The sequence below is a fragment of the Pseudomonas sp. JS3066 genome (assembly GCF_036328175.1).
Lineage (GTDB): Bacteria > Pseudomonadota > Gammaproteobacteria > Pseudomonadales > Pseudomonadaceae > Metapseudomonas.
The window spans coordinates 1,395,332-1,419,330 of the sequence record NZ_CP143312.1 but is presented as its reverse complement, the minus strand read 5'-3'; the positions used below and the strand labels follow the sequence as shown (position 1 = coordinate 1,419,330).

The following is a 23,999-nucleotide window of genomic DNA, read 5'->3' as shown; positions in this document are numbered from 1 at the left end:
CGGGCGGCGCGGGCTCCGCGCCGCCGCCAATAGCGCGCGACAGCCAGTGCGGGCGTCCTTATGATGCTTGCCACAACAATGGTCACGACAAGGAACCCGCCATGTCGCTCGCACAGCTCATCAGCCCTGCCCAACTCAGTGCCCGCCAGGATGAACCGGGCCTGATCATCCTCGACTGCCGCTTCTCCCTCGACGATCCGGCCTACGGCCAGCGCAGCTACAACGAGAGCCACATTCCCAAGGCCCGCTTCGCCGACCTGGAACGTGACCTTTCCAGCCCAGTGATCCGTGGCGTGACCGGCCGCCATCCGCTGCCGGACCCGACGGCTCTGGCCGGAAAACTGCGCGACTGGGGCATCGCTGCCGACAGCACCATCGTGCTTTACGACGACGGCCCCGGCGCATTCGCCGCGCGCGCCTGGTGGCTACTGGCCTGGCTGGGCAAACGCGACGGCGTATTCCTCCTGGATGGCGGCCTCAAGGCCTGGCGAGATGCAGAACTGCCGCTGACCGCCGTAACACCAACGGCGCAGGCCGGCACTTTCTCCGGGCAACCCGACGCCAGCCTGCTGGTCGACGCCGACGACCTCCAGCAGCGCCTGGGCAATGCGAATCTGACCCTGCTGGACGCCCGCGCGCTACCCCGCTTCAAGGGAGAAGTGGAGCCCATCGACCCGGTCGCCGGCCATATTCCGGGCGCCCAGTGCGCCGCCTTCACCGATAACCTCGGCAGCGATGGTCGCTTCCTCCCGGCCGACGCCCTCAAGCAGCGCTTCGCCACCCTGATCGGTGATCGTCCACTGGACGAGTTGGTGGCCTATTGCGGCTCTGGCGTCACTGCCTGCCACAACCTCTTCGCCTTGAGCCTCGCCGGTTACCCTCTCGCACGGCTCTACGCCGGCTCCTGGAGCGAGTGGATCACTCAGCCTTCGCGGCCGCTGGCCACTGGCGAATAAGCCCTGAATGCCAGCGCACAAGGGACCTGGCGGCCCTTGTGCGCTGGATGTTTTTTAATCACAGGCAGCTATATAGACAATAACCAGAAGCCTGAAACAGTTTAAAAACAGGCCTTTACAGCAGGAATATCGCACTAGACTTCAAATCGAGCGGCTAACTCCGCTCCCGGTGGGGCTCTTTCCTAGAACGATGAGAAGCTGCCAAAACGCCCCGGCCCCGCCGGCACCTTTCGCGAGGGCCATATGGGAATTGCCGCCAGCGATCTCCGCCAGCATGTGATACGACCGACGCTGCTCTACCTGCAGCGCCCCTCCCCCACCGCCGAAAGCCTGCTGCTGGGCGCCGCCGCCTGCCAATCCGCCCTCGGCGCTGCCCTGGACTGCGGTGCGGGACGCGGCCTCTACCGCATCAGCGACGAACGCCACCAGCAACTCTGGGACCAGCACCTGGCCCATGACCCGGAACTCGCCAGCCAGGTACGCGGGTTGGCGAGCCAGCATGCCTTTCTCACCGCTCCGCACCTGGAACTGATCGTCAACCTGCGCTACGCCACTGCTATCGCCTGGATGCTGGTGGAATCGACCGTTCTAGTACTTCCCGCCGCAGATGACCTGATCGGCATGGCGATGATCTGGCGCCAGGTCTTCCAGCCCGACGGCAGTCCACGGGAGTTCATCGACGCCTGGCAGCGCCATGTCGGAGGGCTCTGCCAGGTCGCCTGATCATTGACCAACCAGTCAGGAACAAGCGTACCAAGCGCTCTGCACGATCGACGAAAATGCCATCGTTTTGCCTTTTGTTCGACAATCTTACAATACTTATTGCCGTACTTTTCCAAGCTGGCCAGGCCGGTGGATTCCTGTTAGCGTGCCGCCCTTTGCACGACCGATCAGGAGTTCACCGTGATAAGCAGAGTCCTCAAGACCGCCCTCGCCCTGGCCGTCAGCGCCGCTTCCAGCTACAGCCTGGCCGCTGGCTTCGCCCTCAACGAGCAAAGCGTGAGTGGCATGGGCACCGCCTTCGCCGGCCGTTCGTCCTCCGCCGACGACGCCACCACCGTGTACGGCAACCCCGCCGGCATGTCGCGCCTGAAGCGCGAGCAGGTCAGCGTCGGCGCCGCCGCCATCTTCGCGAAGACCGATATCGACGACGCTCGCGGTACTTTCGGTGGCAGCAACGATGGCGACATGGTTCCCACCGTGGGCGTTCCCATGGGCTATTACGTCAAGCCGATCGATGACAACTGGACCTTCGGCCTCGGCATGTACGTGCCCTTCGGCCTGATCACCGACTACGAAACCGGTTTCGCCGGCCGTTACTACGGCGACAAGAGCGAAGTGCGCGTGATCACCCTGCAGCCCACCGTCAGCTATCGCATCAACGACCAGCTGTCCGTCGGCTTCGGCCCCACCATCAACCGCATCGACGGCGAGCTGACCTCCTCCGTGCTCAACCCGCTGTCCCCGGGCCGCAACGACGGCCGCGTGAAGGTCAAGGGCGACGACACCGCGCTGGGCTTCAACGCTGGCATCCTCTTCGAGCTGGACCCGCGCACCCGCTTCGGCCTGACCTACCACTCCAAGGTGGACTACAAGCTGAAGGGCGACACCACCGTTTCCGGCAGTGGCCCGGTACTGGCCAGCTCCGCCGGCAAGTACGATGCCTCGTTGGACCTGGAGACCCCGGAATCGGTCGACTTCTCCGTCACCCACGACCTGAACGACGCCTGGACCCTCTACGCCGGCAGCACCTGGACCCGCTGGAGCCGCCTGGAAGAAATCAAGGTGGATAACGAGGGGGTTCGCGGACTGCTGGCACCGGCCCTCGGCACCATCACCGAAGAGCAGGACTGGCGTGATACCTGGTCCTACGCCGTAGGTGCGGCCTACAAGCTGAACCAGCAGTGGACCCTCCGTGCAGGTCTCGCCTACGACCAGTCCCCGGCCCGCAATGAGCACCGCTCGCCGCGCATCCCGACCAATGATCGCAAGATCTTCAGCCTGGGCGCCGCCTGGAGCCCCAACGACGACGTGACCGTCGACGTGGCCTACTCCTACCTGAAGGAAGATGACGCCGACATCAATCAGGTCAGCGCCTCCAAAGGGGCCTATCGCGCCACCTTCCAGAACAGTGCCCACGGCCTGGGTGCGCAGTTGACCTACCGCTTCTAAGCAGGAATCAGCGCCACAAAAAAGCCCGGACTTGTCCGGGCTTTTTTCATGGTTCGCCAATCACGGCCGGCTTGCCAACGCCTGCTCCACGGCCTTCAGCAGATCAGGGTCGTCGGGCTTGGTCAGGCTGGAGAAGTGCGCAATCACCTTGCCCTGGCGATCCACCACGTACTTGTAGAAGTTCCAGCGCGGTTTCTGCCCTGACTGGGCGATCAGTTCCTTGTAAAGCGGTGTCGCCTCGTCACCAGTGACGTGCTGCGGCTGGGTCATGGCGAACGTCACACCATAGTTGACGTAGCAGACCTTGGCGGTTTCCTCGGTACTGGCGGCTTCTTGCTTGAAGTCGTCCGAAGGCACGCCGAGCACTTCCAGCCCCTGGTCCTTATAGCGCTTGTAGAGCGCTTCAAGCCCTTTGAACTGCGGGGTGAAACCGCAGTGACTGGCGGTGTTGACGATCACCAGCGGCTTGCCGGCGAAGCGCTGGCAAAGGTCGATGGTGTTCTTGGAACGAAGTTGCGGCAGCTCGTGCTGCAGCAGCGAAGGACATTCGGCAGCCATGGCCTGGCCGCCGAGCAAGGCAAGCGACAGGAAGAGGATGGGCGAGGCTTTCATGGCGGACTCCGGCGCAGGTCGATTGATCCGCTTAAGCTACTGCCAAGTGCAGCGCCTAGCAATTGAAGCCCAGCTGCATCAACGCCAGCCCACCCTGCTCCCAGCCCCACCAGCCCAAGGCCAGCAGCGAGCCCGCGAGCAGGGCGCCAAGTGCCCAGCCCAGGTACAGGCTCATGCGGCCCCGGCGGGTTGAAGGCGCGCCACCGGCTGTTCGCGCACCGGCCAGTTCAGCACGGCGGCCAGCAGGCTGAGGAAGATGGAAATCTGCCATACCAGTTCATAACTGCCCGTGTGGTCATAGAGGTAGCCACCCAGCCAACCGCCGAGGAAGGCGCCGAGCTGGTGGAACAGGAAGACGATACCACCGAGCATGGACAGGTTGCGCACGCCGAAGAGGGTCGCGACCGTGCCATTGGTCAGGGGGACTGTAGACAGCCACAACAACCCCATGGCCATACCGAAGGCATAGGCGCTCCAAATGCTCAGCGGCGAATAGACGAACGCCACGATCACCACGCCACGCAGCAGGTAAAGCCCGGTAAGCAGCTTCGGTTTGGCGTGACGGCCTCCCAGCCAGCCGGCGATGTAAGTGCCGAACACGTTGAACAGCCCTACCAGCGCCAGCACCGTGGTGCCCACCGAAGCTGGCAAGTGTTGGTCAACCAGGTAGGCCGGCAGATGCACGCCGATGAATACCACCTGGAAGCCACAGACAAAGAAACCGAGGGCCAACAGCCAGAAACCGCTATGCGATGTCGCCTCGCGCAGGGCTTCGCCCAAGCTCTGTTCATGGGCCTGGGGCGGCGGCGGATTGTCCTTGAGTAGCCCTACCAGCGGCACGATCAGCGCCACCAGCAGGCCCAGCGCCAACAGCGCGGACGACCAGCCTAGCCAGCCGATCAACCCGAGGGTGCCGGGCAGCATGGCGAACTGGCCGAAGGAGCCGGCGGCTGCGGCGATGCCCATCGCCATGCTGCGCTTATCCACAGGCACGGCGCGCCCTACCACGCCGAGAATCACCGAGAAGGAGGTGCCCGACAGGCCGATACCGATGAGCAGACCGGCACTGAACGACAGCGACAGGGCCGAATCGGCGAACCCCATCAGCACCAGGCCCAAGGCATAGAGCACGCCGCCCACGATCACCGTCTTCGCCGCGCCGAAGCGGTCGGCCAGAGCCCCGGTGAAGGGCTGCGCCAGACCCCAGATCAGGTTCTGCAGGGCGATGGCGAAGGCGAATACCTCGCGGCCCCAGCCGAACTCGCTGCTCATCGGCGCCAGGAACAGGCCAAAGCCATGCCGAATGCCCAGGGAAAGCGCCAGGATCAGTGACGCCCCAAGAAGAACCCAGCCACTCGTACGCCATACCGATGTCATAGAAAATCCTTTACGGGTACATACCCGCTTTCCATCGAAAGAATCAGCTGATGTGTTCCAGATCATCCAGCAGCGCCATCAGCGCCGCTCGCTTCTCCAGTCCTATGCGTTGCCCCAGTTGCACCTGTACCTGTTCCCAGGCCCGCAGCGCTTCATCGAGCCTGGCGTGCCCGGCAGCGGTTAGCGAAACCAGACGATTGCGCTGGTCCTCACCGCCCTCCAACTGCACCAGCCCCTTGCCTTCAAGCACCTTCAGATTGCGCCCGAGGGTGCTGCGATCCAGACCCAGGGCTTCCGCCAGGCTGGTGATGCTGGGCTGATCCAGCCGCGCCAGGTTCTTCAACAGCGAATACTGGGCGACGTTCACCCCAACGCCCTCGAGAGCATCGTCGTAGAGCCGGGTCACGCTTCGCGTGACGCGGCGCAGCTTGGTACAGAGGCATTGGGTCGGCAACATGGGATACGTGTATATACCCGCAACTGCCTGATCGTCAATCCAAGCCTGCCGTTCGACGCCCGCTGGCCGAAGGTGATTGTCCCAATTGCCAGAGGCTGTCGTAGCCGCTGCCAAGGATCTCGCGTGGCCTGCCCCGTATAAACCGGGCCATCAACGCACGCCGAGGTCACCATGCCCAGCTACAAAGCCCCGCTGCGCGACACGCGCTTCCTGCTCAACGAAGTCTTCGACTTTCCCGCCCACTACCGCGCCCTGGCCAATGGCGGCGAAGCGACCCCTGACATGGTCGACGCCATCCTCGGCGAATGCGCACGGCTCTGCGAAGAAGTGATCGCCCCGCTCTACCACAGCGGCGACGAGGAAGGTTGCCACCTGGAAAACGGCGAGGTACGCACACCCAAGGGTTTCAAGGAAGCCTACGACGCCTATGTCGCCGGCGGCTGGCAAGGCCTGTCGCACCCGGTGGAATACGGCGGCCAGGGCTTGCCGATGAGCCTTGGTGCTCTTAAGCAGGAAATGCTCGGCACCGCCAACTGGCCGTTCTCCATGTATCCGGGCCTCTCCCTCGGCGCCATGAACACCCTGATGCAGCACGGCACCGAGGAACAGAGAAGGACCTACCTGGTGCCTCTCACCGAAGGCCGCTGGGGCGGCACCATGTGCCTGACCGAGCCCCAGTGCGGCACCGACCTTGGCCAGGTGAAGACCCGCGCCGATGCCAATCCCGACGGCAGCTATTCCCTGACCGGCACCAAGATCTTCATCTCCTCGGGCGAGCACGACCTCACCGAGAACATCGTGCACATCGTGCTCGCCCGACTGCCGGATGCGCCGAAAGGTACGCGCGGCATCTCCCTGTTCATCGTGCCCAAGTTCCTTCCCGGCACCGATGGCGGCCTGGGCGAGCGCAACGGGGTGAGCTGCGGGGCGCTGGAGAAGAAAATGGGCATCAAGGCCTCCAGCACCTGCGTGATGAACTTCGACGGTGCCACCGGCTTTCTCATCGGTCCAGCGAACAAGGGCCTCGAATGTATGTTCACCTTCATGAACAGCGCCCGTATCGGGACTGCCATCCAGGGCGTGGCCACCGCGGAACTGGCCTATCAGGGAGCCCTCGCCTACGCCCGCGAACGCCGCTCCATGCGCGCCCTGTCCGGCACCAAGGAACCCGACTCCGTCGCCGACCCACTGATGGTCCACGGCGACGTACGACGCATGCTACTGACCCAGAAAGCCGTGGCCGAAGGTGGCCGTGCGCTGGTCTACCTCGCTACCCAGTACGCCGACCGCATGATCGAAGGCATCCTGCACAAGGACGAACGGCAGTACGCCCACTGGGATGACAAACTCGGTTTCCTCACGCCGATTCTCAAGGGCTGCCTGACCGAGCTGGGCCTGGAAAGCGCCAACCTCGGCATGCAGGTGTTCGGCGGCCATGGCTACATCCGAGAACACGGTATGGAGCAGATCGTCCGCGACGCCCGAATTGCCACCCTCTACGAGGGCACCACCGGCATCCAGGCCCTTGACCTGCTGGGCCGCAAGGTGCTGCTGATGACCCAAGGCAAGGCCGTGCGTGACTTCACAGGCGAGCTCGCCCGTTTCGCCATCGAACTGCTGAAGACCGAACCCGCCATGCGCGGACGAGCCCTGGTGCTGCTCAGGATGGCCGCGCAATGGAACTGGCTGACCCTGCGCATCGCCCTGCGCGCCCGCAAGGACCGCGACCTGGTGAGCACCGCCAGCCACGACTTCCTGATGTACTCCGGCTACGCCGCCCTGGCCTATGCCTGGGCCCTGCAAGAGCGCGCGGCCCGCGTGCGGCTGCGCGAAGGTGGCGCGGACTCCGCCGAGTTCTACCGCGCCAAACTGGCCACCAGCGACTTCTACTTCGCCCGCCTGCTACCTCGCGCAAAAGGGCACGCGACGGCCATGCTGAAGCCGACTGGGACGGTGATGGGACTGGCGGGCGAGCATTTTGTATTTGAGTGAGATCGGGGGAATCGCGGGGAATTTTCGGAAGGCAACGAAGCTGATTGCATAGAAGATCGAGCCTTTCCACATCAGAGGAAAGGCCATGGAAAGGCTCGAGTTTGCCAGGCGGCTTCGGGTAGAACAGACGGATGCGGAGCAGCGGCTTTGGCAGCATCTGCGCGCAAAGCGGTTACTCGGAATGGAGTTTCGGCGGCAGAAACCCATTGGACCCTACATCGTCGAATTCATCTGCCAGGAACGGATGCTGGTGATTGAAGTGGACGGCGGGCAGCACCCGGAAAGTAAGTCCAATGAAGCGCGAGACACCTGGTTCGTCGTGCGGGTATTCCGGGTCCTGCGGTTCTGGAACCACGAAGTGCTGCAGGAAACTGAAGCCGTGCTCGAAGCCATCCGATTGGCAGCGGAGGAAGCATTTCCCGGCAATCCCCTCTCCCCCGGCCCCTCTCCTCTTCAGGGAGAGGGGCCGGGGGAGAGGGCAGATCAGGCGAACAACGCCACCCCCACCAACACCCCCACCTCCACCAACTCCACCATCGCTCCCGCCGTATCCCCGGTCGTGCCACCCAGGCGTTGCATGAACCGCCCGCGCAGCCAGCCAAACAGCGCCAGCGCCGCCACCAGGGCGATCCAGGCGGGCCAGCCCAGCAGCAGAATCAGTGCCCCCTGAACCGCCAACCACATCGGCAATTCGCGGCGCGGGAGATGTTCGGCAATCGCCTGTCCCAGGCCGCCGGGACGGACGTAAGGGGTGGTAAGGAACAGCAGGGGCAACATCCCTCGCGCCAGCCAGGGCGCCAGCAACAGGGGCAGCCATTGCCCTGCCTGCAACAGGGCCGTCAATGCAGCGAACTTGAGCAGCAGCACCACCACCAGCACCACCACCGCGATCGGCCCGCTGCGTGGGTCCTTCATGATCGTCAGGGTGCGTTCGCGGTCGCCGTAGCCACCTACCCAGGCATCGGCCGTGTCCGCCAATCCGTCCAGATGCAGGCCGCCCGACAATCCGATCCAGAGTGCCAGCAACAGGGCCGCCGACAACAGCGGCGGATGCCCGTCCAGCAGCCAGGCACCGCCCAACAGCAGTGCGCCGAGCAGCAATCCGACCGGGGGATACCAGAGCAGCGACCGGCCGATCTGCGCCGGCTCCGGCATACCCGGCAGACGCACGGGCAGACGGGTGAGGAATTGCAGGGCGATCAGCAGGGGCGTCATGGGCGCTCCCGCAGACCGTGTACGTCGAAGGTCAGGCGGAACAGCTCGCCATGGGCCACTTCCACCTGCATCAACCCGGTGCGCGGCAACTGCCGGGCGCGGGCCACCAGGATGCGGATCACACCGCCATGGGTGACCAGCAGCACCCGCTTTCCGGCGAAGCGCTCCAGCAGACGCTCACCGGCAGCCAGCACCCGAACCTCGAAGTCCAGCAGGGTTTCACCGTCCGGCGGGGTGAAGCTATAGGGGTCATTCCAGAACTGGCCAAGCCCCTCGGCGTGATCCTCCATCAATTCGGCGGCGCTGCGGCCTTCCCATTGACCGAAGTGCAGTTCGCGCAGGTCGGAATCGAAATGCAGCGGCAGGCCAAGCTGCAGCTCCAGCTCGCAGGCGAACGCGGCGCAACGTTGCAGGGGCGAACTCACCAGCACGTCCCATGGCCCGGCGCCGACGATGCCCGCGCGCATCTGCGTCCAGCCTTTGTCGGTCAGGGCGTCGTCGAGGCTGCCACGAAAGCCGCCGCCCCGTTCGGTTTCACCATGCCTCAGGAGGTCGAGCTTCATTCCGGCCGGTCCGAAACCGAAGCTTCGGCGAAGGTCGCCATGCCGCCATGGAGTTCGCAGGCCAGGCGCAATAGCGGCAGTGCGATGGCGGCCCCGCTGCCTTCGCCCAGGCGCAGGCCCAGGTCCAGTAGCGGCTGAGCCTCCAGTGCCTCGAGCACGGCGACGTGACCCGGCTCGGCGGAACGATGGGAGAACAGAAGCCACTCGCGACAGGCGGGGTTCAGGCGCACGGCGCATAGCGCCGCCACGCTGCAGATGAAGCCGTCCACCAACGCCGGCAGGCCCAGCTGGGCGCAGGCGAGGTAGGCGCCGGTCAGCGCCGCTACTTCGAAGCCGCCGAGGCGGCGCAGGGTTTCCTGCGGGCTGTCGCAGCCTTCGCGATGCAACGCCAGGGCATGTTCGATGACCTGGATCTTGTGGGCCACTCCCTTGCCGTCGAGACCGGTGCCTGGGCCAGCCATCGCGGTGGCGGGCAGGTCCAGCAGGGCACAGGCCAGGGCGCTGGCGGTGGTGGTGTTGCCGATGCCCATTTCGCCGCCGACGTAAAGATCGGCGCTCGCGCCCAAGGCGCGCTCGACGCTGGAGCGGCCGGCTTGCAGGGCGATCAGGCACTGGGCGGCGGTCATTGCCGGTTCGCGGGCGAAATTCGCGGTGCCGGCGCCCACGTGCAGGTGCAGCACACCCGGCAGGGGTTCCAATGGCAACGCTGTGCCCAGGTCCACCAGTTCCAGGGTTGCGCCGAGGCTTTTGGCCAGCACGCTGATGGCGGCACCGCCGCGGACGAAGTTGCGCAGCATCTCGCCGGTCACCGCCTGTGGATAGGCGGACACGCCCTCTTCCACCACGCCGTGGTCACCGGCGAAGACCGCGAACCAGGGGCGATCGATGCACGGCCGCTCGCGCCCTTGTTGGGCGGCGAGCGTGATGGTGAGGTCCTCGAGTTGACCGAGGGCGCCACGGGGCTTGGTCAGCTGATCCTGCCGGGCCTGGGCCTTGGCACGAGCGATGGGATCGAGGGGCTGGCAGGGGGCCTGCCACCAGTGCAGCGGAGTCATAGGGAATCTCCCTTGAGGATCATGGGCAAGCCGGCGACGGTGAAGATCACCCGTTCGCTGCGTTCGGCCAGGGCCTGGTGCAGCCAGCCGGCCTCGTCGACATAGCGACGGGTCAGCTCGCCCAGGGGCACGACGCCCAGGCCGGTTTCATTGCTTACCAGCAGCACGCGACCGGGAAGCCCGGCGATGCAACCGAGCAGCGCTTCGCGCTCTTCGTCCAGCCGCGCCGGATCGTCCAGCATGAGCAGGTTGGTCAGCCAGAGCGTCAGGCAGTCAACCAGCAGGCAGGTATCGTCGGCGGCGCTCTCGCGCAGCACTCGAGCGAGTTGCGACGGTTCTTCCACCAGCCCCCAGTGCTCCGGACGGCGGGCACGATGATGGGCGACACGCGCGCTCATCTCGCCGTCCAGCGGCTGGCTGGTGGCGATATAAATGACCTTGAGGCCGCTTTCAGCAGCGAGCTTTTCCGCCAACCGGCTTTTGCCGGAGCGGGCACCGCCGAGGATGAGTTCAAGCATCGTTAAACCTCGTCGTTCGTGGGGCTGGCCCTGGATAGGGAGCACGGCCGTAGGAGCCTGCTTGCTGGCGAAGGTTGCGCCGAAGGTCCGCCAGCAAGCTGGCTCCTACAGGGACAATCCGCACAGTAATTGCAGCCTCCGCGTATCCAGGTGCTGCTCTACCAGGTCTGCCAGGCGTTCGATATCGCGCTCGCGTAGTGCGTTGTAGTCCACCGCCTGGACAGCGGCGAGACCGGCCCAGCGCAGGATGGCGGCACTGGCGGCGGAGGATTCGAACAACCCGTGCAGGTAGGTGCCCATGATCTGGCCGTCGACACTGCGGGCGCCATCGGTGCGGCCGTCGTCCAACACCACCATGGGGTTTTCCAGGCCAACGCCGGTGGTGACGCCAGCGTGGATCTCGTAGCCGCTCACCGCCGCGTCTTCCAGGCGGAGGGTGCCAGAGACATTGCGTAGCTGCTTCTCCGGCTCCAGCACCGTGTCGATGTCCAGCAACCCAAGGCCGACGCTCTCCCCTGCCGGACCTTCCAGGGCGTGAGGGTCGACGATGGTGCGTCCGAGCATTTGGAAACCGCCGCAGATTCCGAGCACCTTGCCGCCATAGCGCAAGTGACGTTGCAGCGCCTGATCCCAGCCGTGCTCGCGCAGCCGTGCAAGGTCGGCACGCACGCTCTTCGAGCCGGGAAGGATGATCAGGTCTGCTGGCGGAATGGGCTGGCCGGGGGCGACGAAGGTGAGCTGTAACTGTGGGTGCAATCGCAGCGGATCGAAGTCCGTGTGGTTGCTGATGCGCGGCAACACCGGCACCGCAACCCGCAGCACATCGCCAGTCTTGGCGGACTGCCGCTGGTCGATGGCGTCCTCGGCTTCCAGGTGGAAGTCGGTGAGGTAGGGCAGAACGCCGAGCACCGGCTTGCCGGTGCGTTGCTCCAGCCAGTCCAGGCCCGGCTCGAGGAGGGCGATATCACCCCGGAAGCGGTTGATGACGAAGCCCTTCACCCGCGCCTGTTCGCTTTCCGACAGCAGCTCCAGGGTGCCCACCAGATGGGCGAACACGCCACCACGATCGATGTCGGCTACCAGAATCACCGGGCAGTCGACCGCTTCGGCAAAGCCCATGTTGGCAATGTCGTTGGCGCGCAGATTGATCTCCGCCGGGGAGCCGGCACCCTCGACCATCACCACGGAATACTGGCTGCTCAGGCGCTGGTGGGACTCAAGCACCGCTGCCATCGCGACCTTCTTGTAGTCGTGATAAGCGACCGCATTCATGCTGGTGACGGCGCGGCCATGGATGATCACCTGGGCGCCAATATCGGTATTGGGCTTGAGCAGCACCGGGTTCATGTCGGTATGCGGCGCCAATCCGCAGGCCAGGGCCTGCACCGCCTGGGCACGACCGATTTCGCCACCGTCGGCGGTCACCGCGCTGTTCAGCGCCATGTTTTGCGGCTTGAAGGGCACCACCGCGATGCCCCGGCGCTTGAGCCAGCGGCACAAGGCCGTCACCAGGGTGCTCTTGCCCGCATCGGACGTGGTGCCCTGCACCATCAGGGTCGTCATGGGCGCTCCTTGGAAAAATCTGTCAGAGCCCGGCCGAGGCGTGCCCAGCCGGCTTCGTCCGGCGGCAGACCAAAGCGCAAGCTGGGTGGCGAGGTGAAAAGCCGGGTAAGAATGCCGCGAGCGGCGAGAAATTCGTGCAGGGCCAAAGCGTCGTCGCGGAGCAGGCGCTGGAACAACGCGGTGCCGCCAGCGGGAGGCAGGCCGCAATCACGCAACAACGTTTCCAGACGCAAACCATCGCGCAGCAAGGTTTGCCGCTGAACCGTTTGTCCCGCTTCATCTTGCAACAGCGCCTTGGCCAGGGCCCGGGCCGGACCGCTGACCGCCCAGGGGCCGAGCCATTCGTTGAGTCGATCCAGCAACGCTGTTTCGGCCAGGACGAAGCCCAGGCGGATTCCCGCCAGGCCGAAGAACTTGCCAAAGGAACGCAGCACCACCAGCCCCGGCAACGGGCAATGACTCGCCAGGCTCTGCTGCGGCGTGCAGTCCATGAAGGCTTCGTCCACCAGCAGCCAGCCGCCCCGCTCGGCAAGACGAGCGCGCCAGCCCAGCAGGGTTTGCGGCGTCAGTCGCTCGCCAGTGGGGTTGTTCGGGTTGACCACCAGCACCACGTCGAAACGTTCCAGCTCACGCTCGGCGGTTTGCGCATCCAGCGCCTCCAGTTCGTGACCCTCACGGCGCCAGGCATGGGCATGCTCGGCATAGCAAGGCGAGATCACCCCTACCCGGCTGCGCTCACGGAGGCGCGGCAATGCCTGGATCGCGGCCTGGGAACCGGCCACCGGCAGTAGCGACTCGCAGCCGTAGTAACGCCGGGCCGCGTCTTCCAGGCCGTCCTCCAGCTCGGGCAGACGCGCCCAGGCCGCGACCGGAATGGCCGGCAATTCCCAACCATAGGGGGCGATGCCGGTGGAAAGATCGAGCCAGCCCGCTTCGGCAATTCCGTAACGCCGCGCCGCCGCGCGAAGTCGTCCGCCATGTTCAAGCAAGGAGCCAGCCTCCGATGATCAGCACCACAAGCCAGAGCAACACGCCCTGGCGCACCAGGTCCATGGCGCGGCGGATATCCTCGGCGCGGGCCTGCGGACCTTCACCCAGCACCGGGCGCTCATGCAGCTCGCCGTGATAGACCGCCGGGCCACCCAGGGCTACGCCCAGAGCGCCCGCGCCGGCAGCCATCACCGGGCCGGCGTTGGGACTGTCCCACTGCGGGGCCTGCCGGCGCCAGCAGCGCAGAGCCAGTGCCGTCTTGCCGAGCAGGGCGTAGGTCAGCGCCACCAGCCGCGCCGGGATGTAATTGAGGACGTCGTCGATGCGCGCTGCCGCCCAGCCAAAGCGCTCGAAGCGTGCATTGCGGTAGCCCCACATGGCATCCAGTGTGTTGGACAGACGATAGAGCACCACGCCCGGCGCACCGGCGACCGCGAACCAGAACAGCGCGGCAAACACGGCATCGCTACCGTTCTCCAGCACCGACTCGGTAGCGGCGCGGGCCACGGCCCCTTCGTCCAGCTCGCGGGTTTCGCGACTGACCATGTAGCCGACGCACTTGCGTGCTTCCGGCAAGTCCCCCGCTTGCAGTGCGTTGGCTACCGGCTCTGCGTGCTCGTTGAGGCTGCGCAGGCCAATGGCGGCGTAGAGCGCAATGACGCCCACCAGCCAACCGATATAGGGCAGTTCCGAAAGCAGCCAGGCAGCGAAGGTCAGCGGCAACACGGCAAGTACCCAGGCACTCACGCCATGACTGCGCCAGCCACGCCCGCCCGTGTTGAAGCGTTGCTCCAGGCGGTTGGCGAGCCTGCCGAAGGCCACCAGCGGGTGCCAGCCCCTGGGCTCACCGAACAGGGCATCCAGCGCCACGGCGCCGAGCGTGAGGAAACCCAGGCTCATGGGCGCTCCCCCCACTGGTTCTCGAATACCAGATCCGCCAGCGGACGTGGCTTGGCCCAGCCCTCGAGCGCAAGCATGGGGGCCGGATAAAACGCATTCACCGGGCCAAGGCAAAGCACCGCAACAGGCTTGCTGCCCGCCGGCATGCCCAGCAGTTCGGCGAGGGCATCCGGCTCGAACAGCGACACCCAGCCCATTCCCAGGCCTTCGGCGCGGGCCGCCAGCCAGAGGTTCTGGATGGCGCAGGAAAGCGAGGCCAGGTCCATCTCCGGCAGGGTTCGACGGCCGAACACGTGAGCCTCGCGGCCGTCCATCAGCGCCGCCACCAGCAGTTCGGCGCAATTGCGTATGCCTTCCACCTTGAGCCGCATGAACTCGTCGGAGCGCTCGCCCAGGGCCTCGGCCGTGCGCACCCGCTCCGCCTCCACCAGGGCATGGATGCGCTCCCGCAGTTCACTGGAGGTGACGCGGATGAAGCGCCAGGGCTGCATCAGCCCGACACTGGGAGCCTGGTGGGCGGCCTCTAGCAAATGCGCCAGCAGTTCGGGCGCCACTTCGCCGCCGCTGAAGTGGCGCATGTCACGGCGCTCGGCGATGGCGCGATAGACCGCCGCGCGCTCTTCCGGGCTGAAGGCGTGTTCGCTCATGGTCTGAACAGCTCCGCCGCCGCCCTTGGGTTGGACGGCAGGTAGAAGTGAATGTACGAGGCGGTGAGTCTTGCGCTGCGGAACACGGCTTCTGCCACCGGTTTGTCGTTCGGACAGAGGCCGCGAACCAGGGGCTCCAGGGTGGAATCCAGCAAGGAGTGATGGAAGGTGTGTCCACGCAGGTTGCCTTCCGGCAGGGGCGCTTCCTGCAGAGCCAGGGCCGCCAGGCGTTTCTGCAGGGTGGCGCGGCCGGGCAGCAGGCCAACCAGCTCGGCGCATTCACCTCCTGCGTCGGTCAGGGCGTCCAGCAGGTAAAGCATGCCGCCGCATTCGGCGAGGATCGGTTTGCCAGCGCCGTGGTGCGCGCGGATGGCCTCAGCCATGGCGCGGTTACCCTCCAGCTGGCGCAAATGCAGCTCGGGGTAGCCGCCCGGCAGGTACAGGCTGTCCACCTCGGGCAGGCACTCATCGGCCAGTGGCGAGAAGTACACCAGTTCGGCGCCAAGCTGCTGCAGCAGGTCGAGGTTGGCCTGGTAGAGGAAAGCAAAGGAGGTATCCCGCGCGATGCCGATACGCACGCCGGCCAGTTCCTTGCCGAGCGACTGCAGTTCGGGTGCGGCGAAACTCACCGATGGCGGTAGCGCCACTTCTGCGCTGGCGGCCAGGGCGTCGGCGGCGGCGTCCAGGCGTGCATCCAGGTCGGCCAGTTCCTCGGCCTGCACCAGCCCCAGGTGGCGACTGGGCAGCTCCACATCCGCGCTGCGCGGCAGCGAGCCATACCAGCGAATCCAGTCCGGCAGGCTGTCGCGGATCAGGTCGCTGTGGCGCTGGCTGCCGACGCGATTACCGAGCACACCGGCAAAGGGCAGGTCCGGCTGGTAGGTGGCCAGGCCCACAGCCAGAGCACCGAAGGTCTGCGCCATGGCGGCACCATTGATCACGCCGAGTACCGGCACACCAAAATGGCGAGCCAGGTCGGCGGCGGACGGCGAGCCGTCGAACAGGCCCATCACGCCCTCGATGAGGATCAGATCAGCCTCTCCGGCAGCTTCCCAAAGCAGGCGGCGACTTTCCGCCTCGCCCACCATCCACAGGTCCAACTGGTAGACCGGTGCGCCGGACGCGCGGGCGAGGATCATCGGGTCGAGAAAGTCCGGCCCGCACTTGAACACCCGCACCCGCTTGCCCTCGCGGGCGTGCAGGCGAGCGAGCGCTGCGGTGACGGTGGTCTTGCCCTGGCCGGAGGCCGGGGCGGCGATCAGAAGTGCGGGGCAGCTCCGAGTGAGGTCAGACATGGCAAAACCTCTCCCCTTCCCTCTCCCTGAATAGAGAGGGGGTAAAAACAGTGGCAGTGCCTGACATCAGAACTCCACACCCTTCTGGGCTTTCACACCGGACTTGAAGGCGTGCTTGACCAGAGTCATTTCGGTAACGGTGTCGGCGGCGTCGATCAGGCCCTGGGGCGCGCCCCGGCCGGTGGCGACGACATGCTGGTGTTCGGGGCGGGACTCGATGTCGCGCAACACGTCGTCCAGCTCCAGGTAGCCATGCTTGAGGGCGATGTTCAGCTCATCCAGTACCACCAGGCCGATCTGCGGGTCGTCCATCAGTCCGCGCGCGACCGTCCAGGCGGCGCGCGCCTTCTCGATATCACGCTGGCGATCCTGGGTATCCCAGGTGTAGCCCTCGCCCATCACGTGGTAGCTGACTTCTTCTGGGAAACGACGGAAGAAATTCTCTTCACCGGTGGACATACCGCCCTTGATGAATTGCACCACGCCCACCTTGAGGCCGTGGCCGAGGGCACGGGCGACCATGCCGAATGCCGAACTGCTCTTGCCCTTGCCGTTGCCGGTGTGCACCAGCAGCAGGCCGTACTCGTCCTGGGCCTGGGCGATCTTTTCGTCGACCACGGCCTTCTTGCGTTGCATGCGCGCCTTGTGGCGGGCGTCGCGGTCTGCGGATTCGGTCATCGTGAGTACCTCGTCACAGGGCTTGATAGCGGACGGTGAAGTAAACAGCTTGCCCCGGCTGGTTGTAGTCCAGCGCGGTTTCGTAGTCGGCATCCAGCAGGTTGGTCACCTTGGCCTGCAGGCGCCACTCCTCGGTCAGCCAGTACTCACCGCGCAGGTCGACGGTGGCGTAGCCGGCCAGGTGATCGTTGTTTTCAACGTCGTCGAAACGCCGCTCTTCGGCATGCAGGGTCGCGCCGAGGCCGAAGCGCCCAATGCGGCGATCGAGGTCAAGATTGAAGACCTCTGGTGCACGACGCGGCACATCATTACCAGACTTGGCACCGGACTCGCGATTCTGCGGGTCGAGAAAGGTGGCGTTGACGTTCCAGTCCCACCCCAGCCACAGGCCACCCAATACCAGTTCCAGGCCATCGATGCGCGCTTTGCCAATGTTGCTCGGGCCTCTGATCGTGCTGTCGTACGCGATCAGATCATCGACATTGTTGCGAAAGAGGTTGGCCGACCAATGACCCCAGCCATGCCGCCCAGCAAGACCGGCTTCGAAGCTTTCCGAGGTTTCAGCATCTAAGTTCGGATTACCGTAGCCGGGGTAGTACAACTCATTGAAGCTGGGCGCCTTGAATGCGGTGCCGTAGCTCAGGCTGAAATGCACCTCTTCGGTTAGCGCATAACCCCAGGCGGCATTACCGGTGTCGTGGGTGCCGAACTGCTCGTTGTCATCGCGGCGTAGGCTGAGCTGCCAGTCCTGGCGCCCGTGTTCGCCCAGATACTGGGCAAACCAGCCTCTGTTCAGTCGCGAGTCTCTGCCAAAAGTCTTAGTGCTGCTGACTTGCTCATGCTGCCAATCCACGCCCGCCGTCAGGACATGGCCATCGGCGAGCGTGAAATCGTTCAGCCACGCCGCACTGTCGCGGCGTGTATCGATACGAGTATCAAAGGCCCCATCGCGATAATCCTTGGACTTGTCATCGTTCCGGCCGACTTGAAGCGTGACGGTCCAGGGCTCAAGCGGCGAGTACCGAGCCCGACCGCCGAGCACAGTCTGCTCCACATCAGAATTGGAGCGAAAACCGACTCTGCGGACGGTATCAGAATCGTCGTCGATTTCGTCGTAGATTCCGTCGTAATCGTTGTGCGCCTGGGCCCTCAGCGCTGTGCCATCCAGCTCTAGACCATTATCGAATCGATAGCTCGCGCGTAGGTTGCCGGAGATGTTCCGGTACCCATCGCTGTCGGGCTCGTAGATGGTGGGATCGAATCTTTCCGGTTTCTTGGCGTTGATGCCGTCGGTGTCCTGGCTGCTAACGCCGAGGCTGTACCAGGCTTTGCCATCGCCACCGGACACGCCGGCGCTGCCTTGGTAACTGTCATGGGTGCCATAGCCGGCGGAGAACCAAGGTTTGGACCCTTCCTTGCCGCCTTTGCGGGTGAAGATCTGGATCACGCCACCAATGGCTTCGGAGCCATAAAGGCTGGAGCGCGGCCCACGGACGACTTCGATTCGTTCGATCAGCTCGACAGGCAGGTCCTGGAAGGCCGTCAGGCCGGCGCTGACCGAGCCCACCTTGACGCCATCGATCATCACCAGCACGTGGTCGGATTCGGTGCCGCGCATGAACAATGTGGTGTTCTTGCCAGGGCCACCGTTGTTGCTGAGGGTCACGCCCGGGACTTTTTGCAGCAGCTCAGGCACCGAACGCGCTTGGCTGCGCTCGATCTCTTCGCGGTCGATCACCGTACTGGCGGCCAGGCTGGCGCGCACCGGTCGTTCGCTACGGGTCGCGGTAACCACTTGCTCGTCCAGCGTCAGGGGCGCTGCAACCAGCAAGGGAGAAATGGAGGAACTGCCGAGCAGCGCAAGCGCCGCCGGCCTGATGAAAGGCTTGCGAATCAAGGTATGGATCTCCGTCGTGCCACCCGCGCGACATCTCTAAAGGGAACTGCATGCGGACGACTCCGCGATGCCCTGCTTGCGACAGGCCGGTCTCCGGGCTTGCGAGTGGAGCCGAAACTCCCGTGCCGCGCCTTCCCATGCCTGGGGCACAGTGGCCGATTGCGGCGTTCTACTCGCCTACCGTTGCGGGGGCAGCGCCGGATTCTTCGAAGGAATGGACCGGCTTCCCTGTTTCACCCCTTCAGCAATAGCCGAGGGGCACCTGAGGCAGCGGCGAAGGTTAGAGGGTGCGCGGGGTAGCGTCAAATGCTAGCGGACACGTGCCATTCAGTGCCTCGGATTGAAGCCGGCGGGTTTGGCGGCCAGCCAGTCGACGAAGGTGCGCAGGCGCTCGTCACCCATCAGGGCCTCCCGGCTGTTGTAGTTCAGGGCCAGCTCCTTCTCGCTGAACAGCTTGTGGATCTGGTTGTGGCAGGGCCTGCACACCCAGAGGGTGGCGGTGATGCGCTCGTTCTTCGCGTAGCGCTTTTGCACGTAGGGCTTGTCGTGCAGAGCCTTGGGGATCAGGTGATGACGGGTGAGCGCGGCAGCCCGGCCACACAACTCGCAGGCGTCGGGCTGGGGCGGCAGGCGGATCGGTTCGGGCATGCCCGTCAGCGCTTGCGGCAGAGCGTCAGGCCATCGCCCACGGGCAGCAGCGACAGGTCGATACGCTCATCCGTCTTCAAGGTCAGGTTCAGGGCCTGTATGGCACGAGTGTCGACGTCGTCCGGCTCGGACTCCAGCACGCGGCCACTCCAGAGTACGTTGTCAAAGAGGATCAGCCCGCCCTGGCGCACCAGGCGCAGGGCCTCGTCCAGATAGGCCGGATAGTTGGCCTTGTCGGCGTCGATGAAGATCAGGTCGAGGCTGCCATCTTCCAGGCTCGCCAGGGTATCCAGTGCCGGCGCCAAGCGAAGTTCGATGCGTTCGGCCAGCCCCGCCTCCTGCCAATAGCGACGAGCGATAGCGTTGTAGTCACCTGGCAGGTCGCAACAGATCATCCGGCCGTCAACGGGCAATTCCGCGGCCATGCACAGGGCGCTGTAACCCGTGAAAGTGCCCACTTCGAGAATGCAACGAGCGCCGGTGAGTTTGACCAGCAAGGCCATGAACTGGCCCTGCTCCGGCGCGATCTGCCAGCGCGCCATGGGCATGGCGGCGGTTTCGGCGCGCAGCCGCTGCAGCAGCGGCGTGTCCCGTAGCGAAACATCGAGGAGGTAGCCGTAAAGGGCGTCGTCGAGGTTCAGCGTGCGGTTGGTCATGACAACCTCAGTGGGATTGGGCCAGGCGTGGATCGAAGATTACGCGCTTGGCGCTGAGATAGCTGCGTTGCCAATAGCTGTTCGACAGGCTGTCCAGACGCACCGTTCCGCCCGTGCGCGGCGCGTGTACGAAGCGCCCCTCACCCACGTAGATGCCGGCATGGCTGACCTGCCCGCCGCCATTGGTGGCGAAGAACACCAGATCGCCGCTTTGCAATGCATTGAGGCTGATGCTGGGCGTACGCATGGAGATCAGTTCGCGCGTGGAGCGCGGCAGGGCGATGCCCGCGGCGTCGCGGTAGACGTAGCCGATCAGGCCACTGCAGTCGAAACCGCTGTCCGGGGTGTTGCCGCCCCAGCGATAGGGCGTGCCCACCAGGCCCAGGGCTCGGAACAGCACGTCTTCAGCCGCAGGGGAGAACTGCTGGGAGGGCGCGGCAATGACAGGAGGAGAGTAAGGCGGCGGCGCCTTGCTCGCACAAGCGGTGAGCAACGAGGCCAGGGCAAGAATGGCGAGGCGGTTCGGTGCGAGCATGGCAAGTCAGTCCTGACTTGAGGAATGCACGCTAATTTGCTGATCTCACAGTGATATTGCAAGAGAAAGCTACACACCCGAACAGAAAAAGTTCCCTGACCACACTCGGAAAGCGATTTTTTTTGCATTCAGGTAAACCCCGGACAGAAAAAAGCCGAGGCGGCCACTAAGGGCCGCCTCGGCTGTTTCGACTCGAATCCGACTGGATCAGCGATGCAGCGGGTGGCGAGTCGGGGTATTCATGGCCAGGACGCGCTTGGCTTCCATGTAGCTGGCCTTCCAGTAGCGGTCGTCGAGGCTGTCGACGCGGACACCACCGCTGCGGCTGCTGCTGGAGTGGATGAAACGGTCATCGCCGATATAAATGCCGGCGTGACTGACGCGGCCACGGCCACGATTGTTAAAGAACACGATGTCGCCGGGCTTCAGCTCGCTACGAGCGATCACCGGAGCATCCAGGTTGATCATTTCGCGAGTGGAACGCGGCAGCTGGATACCAGCCTCTTCCTTGAACAGGTAACCGACGAAACCGCTGCAATCGAAGCCGGTCTTCATAGAACGGCCGCCAAAGCGGTACGGAGTACCCACCAGCTCGAAACCGCGCTCAAGCAGGCCATCGGCCAGGGACGGCATCTGGTAGGGCTCGTCGTCGGTGAGGTTGGCAAGATCCAGGGCGGTGGGCCCACGATCCGCCAGCAGCGAATCGGGTGCGCCGTCGGCTACGGGGGCCTGGGCCTGGGATTGCGGTTGCTGCTGCACATTGCCTGCGCAAGCGGCGAGAAACAGAGCGAAGGTAAGAGGCACGAGGGGTGCGAAGCGCTTCAGCATGGGCACGACCGTGTCGAATGATTTCTGATGAAGGCGCGACTATGCCCTCTATCAAATCCATTTGCAAATTTAATCGCCCGAAATGTGACTCAGCAGTCCTTGCAAAACATCTAAGGCCTTTCCTCTGAGGTGGACATCGACGACGGGGCTCAGGTCGGTGAGCGCCGGATTGATTTCCACGGTGAAACCGCCTGCTTGGCGGGTGCGGATGACGGGCTCGATGATGTAAGGAAAGCTCGCCGTGGTTCCCACCGAGATCACCGCATCGAATCCCTTGCGTAGCTCGGCGTAGAGACTGTCGATGGCCTGCTCTGGGAGCATTTCTTCGAACAGCACCACGGGTGGGCGGAGAATACCACCACATTCATGGCATTTGGGAGGCATTTCTCCTGCCAGATGTCGGGCAAGGTCAGAACTTTCCGCCCCGCAGGACTGGCAGTAGAGCGGCGACAGCTCGCCGTGGATCTCGATCAGCCGCTCCGGCGGCGAGCCCGCCTGGCGGTGGTAGCCATCGATGTTCTGGGTCAATACCCAGCATTCGGGCTTGAGCCGCTGCAACTGTGCAATCGCTTCATGACCGGCGTTCGGCCGGGCGCCCAGACAGGCGCGGCCGAGCTGGGCGAGGTACTTCCAGCAGAGCGCCGGGTTGCGCCGCAGCATCGGCCCGGAGAGTGCTTCCTCTATAGGCAACCCCTCCTCCGTGACGCCGTTGTAGAGCCCGCCCAATCCACGATAAGTGGGCAACCCCGAATCAGCTGACAGCCCGGCTCCGGTGATCACCAGGATTCGCTCGGCCGCCTTGATGGCTGATGCCACGTGCTGGATATCCGACATGCTCCCCTCCTCTGTCGGCCGGCGCCGAGCGCCCGTTACGGTTCAGTGATTGACGGTGTGGGCCAGCATCCACGAAAGCTGGCAGAGCGGGCGACCGCTTTCGGCATGCCACTGGTTGAAAGCTGCCTGGACCTGGGCCAGGTCTTTCTGGCTGGTGGGCGCCTTATCGATGATGTCCTGGGCCTTGAGGGCCGCGACCATATCATCGGTCGGAATGAAGGTGTCCTTGCCGACCATACGCAGGAAGCGCGGCGCCGACAGCCCGCCCAACTGGTTGCCATGCTTGGCCAGGTACTTCCACAGGCCAACGATATCGGTCACCGGCCAGTCGGCGATCAGGGCGCCAAAGCTGCCTTTCTCCCGAGCCACATCCAGCACGAACTGGGCATTGCGCGGCACGCTCTTGAGCTTGCCGAGGTGGCGGATCAGTCGCGCGTCCTGCATCAGACGCTCCAGATGCTCGGCGCCCATCAGCACTACTTTTTGCGGATCGAAGCCAAAGAAGGCCAGTTCGAAGGCCGGCCACTTGGCGTCCACCAGGCTGTGCTTTAAGCCCGCACGGAAGACGCGAAGAGCAATCAGCGACAGATAGCGGTCATCGCTGAGCGCACGCAATTCGGCGTCACCGAGCGGCTGCGGCAAGCGTGCCTCCAGGGCCTCGGCCGAGCCGAAGCAGTTCAGGCAGTATTCGTGGAGCCAGCGGTAGTCGCGCATGCGTTGTCCTTTCGATGCGGAAACGATTCCCTGTAGGAGCCTGCTTGCTGGCGAACCTTCGCGAGCAACCTTTCTCCTGCAAGGGCACGATCAGATGTTGATCACGTCCAGCGTACGCGGTGCCGCGGTCTCGTCGATGCGCAGGCTGGCGAAGTCGAACAGGTTGCGGTCAGCCAGCTGCGAAGGCACTACGTTCTGCAGGGCACGGAACATGATCTCGGTACGCCCCGGCGACTTACGCTCCCACTCCTGGAGCATTTCCTTGACCACCTGACGCTGCAGATTCTCCTGGGAGCCGCAGAGGTTGCACGGGATGATCGGGAACTCCTTGAGAATGGAGTAGGCCTCGATATCGGCTTCATTGCAGTAGGCCAGCGGACGGATCACCACGTTGCGGCCGTCGTCGGCACGCAGCTTCGGCGGCATGGCCTTGAGGGTGCCGCCATAGAACATATTGAGGAAGAAGGTCTCGAGGATATCGTCGCGGTGGTGACCCAGGGCCATCTTGGTCGCACCGATCTCGTCGGCGAAGGTATAGAGGGTGCCACGACGCAGGCGCGAGCAGAGCGAGCAGGTGGTCTTGCCTTCCGGAATCTTCTCCTTCACCACCGAATAGGTGTCCTTTTCGATGATGTGGTACTGCACACCGATGGATTCCAGGTAGGCCGGCAGGACATGCTCGGGGAAGCCGGGCTGCTTCTGGTCCATGTTCACGGCCACGATCTCGAACTTGATCGGCGCGACCTTCTGCAGGTACAGCAGCACGTCCAGCATGGTGTAGCTGTCCTTGCCTTATACCTCAAGGAATCCACCGAAGATAGCAAACCCATAGTCGTAACCCATTGATTGAAAAGAATTTACATAGCGAACATGGTTTACAGAAAAAGTCGAAAATGT

Annotated in this window: 24 protein-coding genes, 2 pseudogenes and 1 riboswitch; of the genes and pseudogenes, 5 read left to right on the top strand and 21 right to left on the bottom strand. The window is 64.4% G+C overall.

Annotated elements, in window-relative coordinates; all coding sequences use genetic code 11:
- Positions 1-101: 101 nt before the first annotated feature.
- The 3 genes from SA496_RS06765 to SA496_RS06755 all read left to right on the top strand — a co-directional run bounded on the left by SA496_RS06765 (position 102) and on the right by SA496_RS06755 (position 3,128).
- Positions 102-956, top strand: a complete 855-nt coding sequence (locus SA496_RS06765; protein ID WP_120651969.1) for a sulfurtransferase — start codon at positions 102-104, stop codon at positions 954-956.
- A 243-nt stretch (positions 957-1,199) separates the two neighbouring features.
- Positions 1,200-1,679, top strand: a complete 480-nt coding sequence (locus tag SA496_RS06760; protein WP_120651971.1) for a hypothetical protein — start codon at positions 1,200-1,202, stop codon at positions 1,677-1,679.
- A 180-nt stretch (positions 1,680-1,859) separates the two neighbouring features.
- Positions 1,860-3,128 (top strand): OmpP1/FadL family transporter, encoded by a 1,269-nt coding sequence (locus SA496_RS06755; RefSeq protein ID WP_280359905.1) that lies wholly within the window; start codon positions 1,860-1,862, stop codon positions 3,126-3,128.
- Positions 3,129-3,188: 60 nt separating this feature from the next.
- On the opposite strand, the gene SA496_RS06750 is transcribed toward SA496_RS06755, so the two are convergent.
- The 3 genes from SA496_RS06750 to SA496_RS06740 all read right to left on the bottom strand — a co-directional run bounded on the left by SA496_RS06750 (position 3,189) and on the right by SA496_RS06740 (position 5,574).
- Positions 3,189-3,740 carry a glutathione peroxidase gene (locus SA496_RS06750; RefSeq protein ID WP_120651975.1) on the bottom strand — a complete coding sequence of 184 codons (552 nt, stop codon included), beginning with the start codon at positions 3,738-3,740 and terminating at the stop codon, positions 3,189-3,191.
- A 171-nt stretch (positions 3,741-3,911) separates the two neighbouring features.
- Positions 3,912-5,117: an MFS transporter gene (locus tag SA496_RS06745; protein WP_120651977.1), complete on the bottom strand. Its 1,206-nt coding sequence runs from the start codon at positions 5,115-5,117 to the stop codon at positions 3,912-3,914.
- 43 nt (positions 5,118-5,160) lie between these two features.
- Positions 5,161-5,574, bottom strand: coding sequence for a MarR family winged helix-turn-helix transcriptional regulator (locus tag SA496_RS06740; protein ID WP_120651978.1), 414 nt, complete (start codon positions 5,572-5,574; stop codon positions 5,161-5,163).
- A 171-nt stretch (positions 5,575-5,745) separates the two neighbouring features.
- On the opposite strand from SA496_RS06740, the gene SA496_RS06735 reads away from it, so the two are divergent.
- Entirely contained in the window at positions 5,746-7,566 is a 1,821-nt protein-coding gene (locus SA496_RS06735; RefSeq protein ID WP_330115191.1) for an acyl-CoA dehydrogenase C-terminal domain-containing protein, read from the top strand.
- Between the two features lie 85 nt (positions 7,567-7,651).
- Positions 7,652-7,954 (top strand): annotated as a pseudogene (locus SA496_RS06730) (endonuclease domain-containing protein); the annotation flags it as partial.
- Between the two features lie 95 nt (positions 7,955-8,049).
- On the opposite strand, the gene SA496_RS06725 reads toward SA496_RS06730, so the two are convergent.
- From SA496_RS06725 to ttcA, 18 genes and pseudogenes are all read right to left on the bottom strand, one after another.
- Positions 8,050-8,781, bottom strand: coding sequence for an adenosylcobinamide-GDP ribazoletransferase (locus SA496_RS06725; RefSeq protein WP_120651982.1), 732 nt, complete (start codon positions 8,779-8,781; stop codon positions 8,050-8,052).
- Positions 8,778-9,344, bottom strand: a complete 567-nt coding sequence (gene cobC / locus SA496_RS06720; RefSeq protein ID WP_120651984.1) for an alpha-ribazole phosphatase family protein — start codon at positions 9,342-9,344, stop codon at positions 8,778-8,780. Before cobC ends, SA496_RS06725 begins: the two co-directional genes overlap by 4 nt.
- Positions 9,341-10,399: a nicotinate-nucleotide--dimethylbenzimidazole phosphoribosyltransferase gene (cobT, locus tag SA496_RS06715; protein WP_120651986.1), complete on the bottom strand. Its 1,059-nt coding sequence runs from the start codon at positions 10,397-10,399 to the stop codon at positions 9,341-9,343. The genes cobC and cobT overlap by 4 nt, the downstream gene beginning before the upstream one ends.
- Positions 10,396-10,917 (bottom strand): bifunctional adenosylcobinamide kinase/adenosylcobinamide-phosphate guanylyltransferase, encoded by a 522-nt coding sequence (cobU, locus tag SA496_RS06710; RefSeq protein ID WP_120651987.1) that lies wholly within the window; start codon positions 10,915-10,917, stop codon positions 10,396-10,398. The genes cobT and cobU overlap by 4 nt, the downstream gene beginning before the upstream one ends.
- Positions 10,918-11,022: 105 nt before the next feature.
- Entirely contained in the window at positions 11,023-12,480 is a 1,458-nt protein-coding gene (locus SA496_RS06705; RefSeq protein WP_330115190.1) for a cobyric acid synthase, read from the bottom strand.
- Entirely contained in the window at positions 12,477-13,469 is a 993-nt protein-coding gene (gene cobD, locus SA496_RS06700; protein ID WP_153917945.1) for a threonine-phosphate decarboxylase CobD, read from the bottom strand. The genes SA496_RS06705 and cobD overlap by 4 nt, the downstream gene beginning before the upstream one ends.
- Positions 13,462-14,370: an adenosylcobinamide-phosphate synthase CbiB gene (gene cbiB, locus SA496_RS06695; RefSeq protein ID WP_330115189.1), complete on the bottom strand. Its 909-nt coding sequence runs from the start codon at positions 14,368-14,370 to the stop codon at positions 13,462-13,464. The genes cobD and cbiB overlap by 8 nt, the downstream gene beginning before the upstream one ends.
- The gene (gene bluB / locus SA496_RS06690) at positions 14,367-15,017 is read right to left on the bottom strand and encodes a 5,6-dimethylbenzimidazole synthase (RefSeq protein WP_153917941.1); all 651 of its coding nucleotides are present in this window, start codon (positions 15,015-15,017) and stop codon (positions 14,367-14,369) included. Before bluB ends, cbiB begins: the two co-directional genes overlap by 4 nt.
- A complete protein-coding gene (locus SA496_RS06685) occupies positions 15,014-16,312 on the bottom strand; it encodes a cobyrinate a,c-diamide synthase (RefSeq protein ID WP_330115188.1) in 1,299 nt (432 codons plus the stop codon). The genes bluB and SA496_RS06685 overlap by 4 nt, the downstream gene beginning before the upstream one ends.
- Before the next feature lie 66 nt (positions 16,313-16,378).
- Positions 16,379-16,990: a cob(I)yrinic acid a,c-diamide adenosyltransferase gene (gene cobO / locus SA496_RS06680; protein WP_120652000.1), complete on the bottom strand. Its 612-nt coding sequence runs from the start codon at positions 16,988-16,990 to the stop codon at positions 16,379-16,381.
- Between the two features lie 13 nt (positions 16,991-17,003).
- Positions 17,004-18,884: a TonB-dependent vitamin B12 receptor gene (gene btuB, locus SA496_RS06675; protein ID WP_330115622.1), complete on the bottom strand. Its 1,881-nt coding sequence runs from the start codon at positions 18,882-18,884 to the stop codon at positions 17,004-17,006.
- Positions 18,885-18,954: 70 nt separating this feature from the next.
- Positions 18,955-19,168, bottom strand: a riboswitch (cobalamin riboswitch).
- A 46-nt stretch (positions 19,169-19,214) separates the two neighbouring features.
- Positions 19,215-19,535, bottom strand: coding sequence for a hypothetical protein (locus SA496_RS06670; protein ID WP_120652006.1), 321 nt, complete (start codon positions 19,533-19,535; stop codon positions 19,215-19,217).
- 5 nt (positions 19,536-19,540) lie between these two features.
- Positions 19,541-20,191, bottom strand: a complete 651-nt coding sequence (locus SA496_RS06665) for an O-methyltransferase (protein WP_330115187.1) — start codon at positions 20,189-20,191, stop codon at positions 19,541-19,543.
- 7 nt (positions 20,192-20,198) lie between these two features.
- On the bottom strand, positions 20,199-20,726 hold the full coding sequence (locus tag SA496_RS06660) for a C40 family peptidase (protein ID WP_120652009.1): 528 nt from the start codon (positions 20,724-20,726) through the stop codon (positions 20,199-20,201).
- A gap of 207 nt (positions 20,727-20,933) precedes the next feature.
- A complete protein-coding gene (locus tag SA496_RS06655; protein WP_120652011.1) occupies positions 20,934-21,554 on the bottom strand; it encodes a C40 family peptidase in 621 nt (206 codons plus the stop codon).
- A 69-nt stretch (positions 21,555-21,623) separates the two neighbouring features.
- Entirely contained in the window at positions 21,624-22,388 is a 765-nt protein-coding gene (locus tag SA496_RS06650; protein ID WP_120652013.1) for an NAD-dependent deacylase, read from the bottom strand.
- A 42-nt stretch (positions 22,389-22,430) separates the two neighbouring features.
- Entirely contained in the window at positions 22,431-23,102 is a 672-nt protein-coding gene (locus SA496_RS06645) for a DNA-3-methyladenine glycosylase I (protein ID WP_330115186.1), read from the bottom strand.
- Between the two features lie 90 nt (positions 23,103-23,192).
- Positions 23,193-23,894: pseudogene (ttcA, locus tag SA496_RS06640) on the bottom strand (tRNA 2-thiocytidine(32) synthetase TtcA); the annotation flags it as partial.
- Positions 23,895-23,999 lie beyond the last annotated feature (105 nt).